Source organism: Rheinheimera sp. (assembly GCF_036568245.1).
In the GTDB taxonomy this organism is placed as follows: domain Bacteria; phylum Pseudomonadota; class Gammaproteobacteria; order Enterobacterales; family Alteromonadaceae; genus Alishewanella.
Genome location: NZ_DATCSY010000381.1, coordinates 1 through 5604, shown reverse-complemented (window position 1 = coordinate 5604; position 5604 = coordinate 1). Strand labels below are relative to the sequence as shown.

Genomic DNA, 5604 nt, shown 5'->3' with positions numbered 1-5604 from the left:
ATTAAAGCTAGATGCCCGGCGCTTAATACCATGCACCTCATAGCCTTTCTCTAACAAAAACTCGGCTAAGTAAGAGCCGTCCTGGCCGGTAACACCGGTAATAAGAGCTTTTTTCATCATTAAACCTATTTCAAAATATCTGTGACGCCCGATAACTCACAACTAGCCTCACATCACTAAACGCAATCCGGCATTTTACACATATTTCGCAGCGACCAAACCTAAAAAGACATCTAACTCTGATCTGTCTAAGCTGTTAATCCCTGCGGCACCTTCCCGCCCACCGCCGGTAGCAAACTGGCTACAGATATCAGCAGCGCCATAAGGGTTATTTTTCGGTGCCCGCAAGCTAATGGTTAAACTGTCATCAGCATTGCTAGTCACAACTACCACCGCTTTGGCTGGGTTTTCTGCAGCCAAAATATTGCCATAGCTGCCGCTGATGCGTGCAGCCCAGGGAGCATTGTCCAATTGCACTGCCAGTACCGCAGTATTATCACTTAGCGGCTTGCAAGAACGGGCCTTGGCTAAATCAGCGTCATAGCCAGCGTTTAAGGCCGCAAAAGGCGATTGCGCATCGGCAATCACTGCAAAAGGTGAATCATAAGTCATCAACTGCTGGTATAACGCTGCCGGGGCAAAGTGTAAATCGGCCTTGCTGGCACCGTAGCCATTGTAATTAACCAACATGCCCAATTGCTTTAACTGCACTTGTTGTTCGCTGCTCAAGCCAAGCTGTGAAGCAAGCGCCTTTGCCGGCTTATCCAGGCCGTCACCAAAAGCGGCTGCCACTGCCCATAACGGCTGAGCATTTTTTAAATACTGATTAACTAACAGTGCCGTACAAACCGTCGGCGCTGTATCAATTACGGCTGTCAACTTTGGGTGCTGAAATAAACGCGTCGCCTGATGGTGATCACAATAAAATACCTCATCCGCCACAGCTAACACTTGCTCAAGTGCGGTGTTGTTTTTATCAAATGAAATATCAAGCACCGTTATCGAGGCGTTTGTCGCCTGCTCAGTAGTAACTTGCTGCACCAGACTGATGTCGCGTTTCACCCCGCTTATCAGCAACTGCTCTGTAGCAGCAATCGGCTTGACTTTGCGCAGTTGAATAAGTGAAAAAATGCCATCTGCATCGCCATTAAAAACATCAATATGCATAAGGTTAATCCAAATCCAGCGAAGCAATTATCTGCCGTTGTTCGAGATAACTCAGTACCTGTGCGGCAGCATCAGCAATACTTAGCTGTGTAGTGCGAATATGCACTTCAGGGCTTATCGGTGTTTCATAGGGTGAGCTGATGCCGGTAAAATGCTTTATCTCGCCAGCGCGAGCCTTTTGATATAGCCCTTTAGGGTCGCGTTTTTCACATTCGGCCAGTGGGGTATCAATAAACACTTCGATAAAATGACCGCCAATTAACTCACGAGCCAGCGCCCTATCGGCTATAAAAGGAGAAATAAACGCAGTACCCACAATCAGGCCGGCATTTTGCATTAGCTTACTCACCTCACTGATACGGCGAATATTTTCTACCCTGGCAGCATCATCAAAGCCCAGATCACGGTTTAAACCATGTCTAACGTTATCACCATCAAGCAGATAGGTATGGCATCCTCTGTCAAACAGCAAACGATCGACCGCATTAGCTATGCTAGATTTACCCGATCCAGACAAACCGGTATACCAAATAACACAGGGGTTATGACCATGCATCGCCCGCCGCTCTGCCGGGCTCACTGCTGTTGGATGCCATACAACATTACTATTTTCTGGTTTATCGCTTACATTTTCTGTCACTACACAAACCCTGCAATTAAAACGGAAATACTAAGGGTATTAGTATGATACTTAGTACTATATAAGTTATCGCCACCGGTGTACCTACCAGCAAAAAGTGCTTTAGCCGGTAGCTGCTGGCGTTAAACACCATCAGGTTAGTTTGATAACCATAAGGGGTAATAAAGCTGGCTGATGCGGCAAATGCTACCGCCATCACCATGGGCATAACACTGACCTCTAATCCCAGAGCCAAGCTATAGGCAAGGGGGAACATTAGTGCTGCTGCCGCATTGTTAGTAATAATTTCGGTTAGCAAGTAGGTCAGCAGAAACACGCCAATAAAAGTAACTAAGGGGGCCTGCCCAGCCAGCGCATCGGCTGCAAATTGGCTTATCGCCTGAGCCAGGCCTGTGCTTGACATCGCAGTGGCAATACTTAACGCGCTACCGACAATTAACCAAATTTCTATCGGAAAGCGCCGTTTTATTTCGTTAACCGTTAGGCAGCCAGTAAACACCAGGGCCGCCAGCAGAAATATCGCACTTTGCAACAGTGAAATGCCGGTTGCAACACTGGTGGTAATCATCAGGGCAAAGCCCCACCAGGTTAACTTTTCCCGCCAACCGCTGAGCATATTGTCTGGCGTTATGCCAGAGAGGACATAAAAGTTTTTACTGATATTATGCCGGCTGGCAAAATCGGCACCGGTTGCCAGCAGTAAAAAATCACCGGCTTTTAACTGTAACTCACCAAGCTTACCACTTACCCGCTCACCGTCACGCCTCACCGCCACCACGGCTGCATCAAAACGGGCACGAAAACCACTACTTTTTAGTGTTTTACCTTTTAATACCGACTCTTCTTTAATAATGACTTCGGTAAGGGTTTGTGTTGCCAAGCCATTATCATCGGCAAACAAGCTAATACCGGCGAACTGTTTTAACACATTCACCTTATGTACGTTACCGGTAAAAATAAGTTTATCGCCCTGGCGCAGCACGTCATATCGCGCTACCGGCCGTATTAGTTCATTGCCACGAATAATCTCTGCTAAAAACAATTCATCTAAATGCCTAAGCCCGGCCTGTTCAACTGTTTGACCAATTAGCGGCGAGTCATCTGCCAGCTTGGCTTCAAGAAAATACTCTGCACTCTGCGCTTTACTACTTTGCTCACTGGGCAAAAACCGCGTCATCAGCACCAATACAATACTGCCGCCGCTCAATACGCCAAGGCCCACCAGCGTAAAGTCGAAAAGACCAAAGCCGGCATGACCTTTCTCGGTTAACATCGAGTGCACAATCAAATTAGTAGAAGTACCAATCAGGGTAAGAGTTCCCCCCATAATGGCAGCATAAGACAGCGGGATCAGCAGCTTTGACGGGGCAACTCTGTTATTGCTAAGTACAGCATTTAACATGGCCGCCACCACAGCGGTGTTGTTTAACACCGATGAGGCTAAAGCAGAAAAACCAACAATACGCCACACCGAGCCGGTTACCGAGGACGTAAACAAATAACGGGCCAGCCGCCGCAACAAACTGGTTTTTTCCAGCGCAAAGGAAATGAGCACTAACAACACTAATGTCACCAGGCCTTCATTCGCACTGTTTCGTAGCACGTCTGCAGTACTAACAAAGCCTGCTGCCATCATACTTAGCAACATAGCACCGAACACGGCAGCAGAATGCTGCGAAAACCTAAGTAACAGCAATAACAAGCCTGCCAACAGCACTAGCAGCACTATAGCGGACAGGCCCATGTTTAACCCTTTTGCGTCAATTCAGGAAAATGCTTACGTAGTAGCATAATCAAATCGTGTTCGAAGGGTGACAAACCGCTGATTTGCCGCTCAGGCTCAGCACTGGCGACCAAGGCGGCATCCACCATACCGGCACCTACTGTTAAGTTACTCAAACGGTCGATAATGATAAAAGCGCCGGTTTGCTTGTGCTTTAAATAAGCATCGAATGCGACATTTTCTGTAAGGCTGATGTCTACCAAACCAATTTCATTAAGCGCTAATACATCTGCCTCTTTTTCTGCCAGCGTATTTACATCTATGCGATGGTGTAGCTTTTCCACTTCACCGGTTGTCGACTTGCAGGCAAACTTAATGCAGTACTGTCGGCCTGTTTTCATTACACTGTCATGCATCCAGATAACTTTGGCACGTAAACGCGACGATACATGTGGCAAAGCATCTTTCTTCACCAGCATATTGCCACGGCTAATATCCACTTCATCGTTCAGGGTAAGCGTAACCGCCTGGCCGGCATAAGCCTCGGTTAGGTCACCATCAAAACTAATCAGCTGTTTTACCGTGCTTACCACACCAGAAGGCAGCACTCTAATTGCATCCCCTACAGCAATGCTGCCAGAAGCGACGGTGCCCTGAAAACCGCGAAAATCAGCATTAGGTCGGCTAACCAACTGCACCGGAAAGCGAAAATCATCACTCGCTACCTGAGCGCTAATATCAATATTCTCCAGATACTGCATTAAGGTAGAGCCGCGAAACCAGCTGAGTTTTTCACTGACGTTAACCACGTTGTCACCTTCCAGCGCCGATATTGGCACAAAGCGGATATCCGGGATGTCCAGTGCGCCGGCCAGCTTCAAATACTCTTCCTGGATTTCTTTATAGCGTGCTTGTGAGTAATCGACTAAGTCCATCTTATTAATGGCGACAATGACATGCTTAATACCCAACAATGAACAGATAAAGCTATGACGCCGGGTTTGCGTTTGCACGCCTTTACGTGCATCTACCAGAATAATGGCTAAATCACAGGTTGAGGCACCGGTGGCCATATTACGGGTATACTGCTCATGCCCTGGCGTGTCGGCAATAATAAATTTACGCTTATCGGTTGAGAAGTAGCGGTATGCCACGTCGATGGTAATACCCTGCTCGCGTTCTGCCTGTAAACCATCTACCAGCAGGGCTAAATCCACTTTATTACCCTGGGTGCCTACTTTTTTACTGTCTTCGGTAATGGCAGCTAACTGATCTTCAAAGATCATTTTGCTGTCGTGCAGTAACCGACCTATTAAGGTGCTTTTACCGTCATCGACACTGCCGCAGGTAATAAAGCGCAGCAGCTGCTTGTTTTCGTGTTGCTTTAAATAAGCCAGAATATCTTGTTCAATTAATGCCGATGCGTGACTCATATTAAAAGTAACCTTCCATTTTTTTCTTTTCCATCGAACCACTGCTATCGTGATCGATTACCCTACCCTGGCGCTCAGAGGTTTTGGTCAGTAACATTTCCTGGATAATTTGCGGTAAGGTCGTCGCGGTAGACTCAACTGCACCGGTCAATGGGTAGCAGCCTAACGTGCGAAAACGTACCATCTTCATCTGTGGTACTTCGCCATTTTTAAGTGGCATACGGTCGTCATCTACCATGATAAGGGTACCATCACGCTCGACTACCGGCCGCGCTTTGGCAAAGTATAAATCGGGTATTTCAATATTCTCTAAATAGATATATTGCCAGATATCCAGCTCTGTCCAGTTTGACAGTGGGAACACCCGAATACTCTCGCCTTTATCTACCCGGCTGTTATAAATATTCCAAAGCTCCGGCCGCTGGTTTTTTGGGTCCCAGCGGTGGTGACGATCACGGAACGAATATACCCGCTCTTTCGCGCGTGATTTTTCTTCATCGCGCCGCGCGCCGCCAAAAGCAGCATCGAACTTATATTTATCCAGCGCCTGCTTTAAACCCTGGGTTTTCATAATATCGGTATGCTTGGCACTACCATGGCTAAAGGGGCCTACATTCATGTCCAGGCCTTCCGGGTTAATA

Annotated in this window: 6 protein-coding genes; all 6 read right to left on the bottom strand. The window is 47.3% G+C overall.

Annotation, left to right across the window (positions count from 1 at the left end):
• The coding region (locus VIN66_RS16930) for a GDP-mannose 4,6-dehydratase (RefSeq protein ID WP_331925079.1) at positions 1-120 on the bottom strand (120 nt) is incomplete at its 3' end.
• Between the two features lie 75 nt (positions 121-195).
• On the bottom strand, positions 196-1167 hold the full coding sequence (locus VIN66_RS16925) for a DHH family phosphoesterase (RefSeq protein WP_331925078.1): 972 nt from the start codon (positions 1165-1167) through the stop codon (positions 196-198).
• A gap of 4 nt (positions 1168-1171) precedes the next feature.
• The gene (gene cysC / locus VIN66_RS16920; protein WP_331925077.1) at positions 1172-1807 is read right to left on the bottom strand and encodes an adenylyl-sulfate kinase; all 636 of its coding nucleotides are present in this window, start codon (positions 1805-1807) and stop codon (positions 1172-1174) included.
• A gap of 16 nt (positions 1808-1823) precedes the next feature.
• Positions 1824-3551 carry an SLC13 family permease gene (locus VIN66_RS16915; protein ID WP_331925076.1) on the bottom strand — a complete coding sequence of 576 codons (1728 nt, stop codon included), beginning with the start codon at positions 3549-3551 and terminating at the stop codon, positions 1824-1826.
• A gap of 2 nt (positions 3552-3553) precedes the next feature.
• Positions 3554-4963, bottom strand: a complete 1410-nt coding sequence (cysN, locus tag VIN66_RS16910; protein WP_331925075.1) for a sulfate adenylyltransferase subunit CysN — start codon at positions 4961-4963, stop codon at positions 3554-3556.
• A 1-nt stretch (position 4964) separates the two neighbouring features.
• On the bottom strand, positions 4965-5604 hold a 640-nt coding region (gene cysD / locus VIN66_RS16905), incomplete at its 5' end, for a sulfate adenylyltransferase subunit CysD (RefSeq protein WP_331925074.1).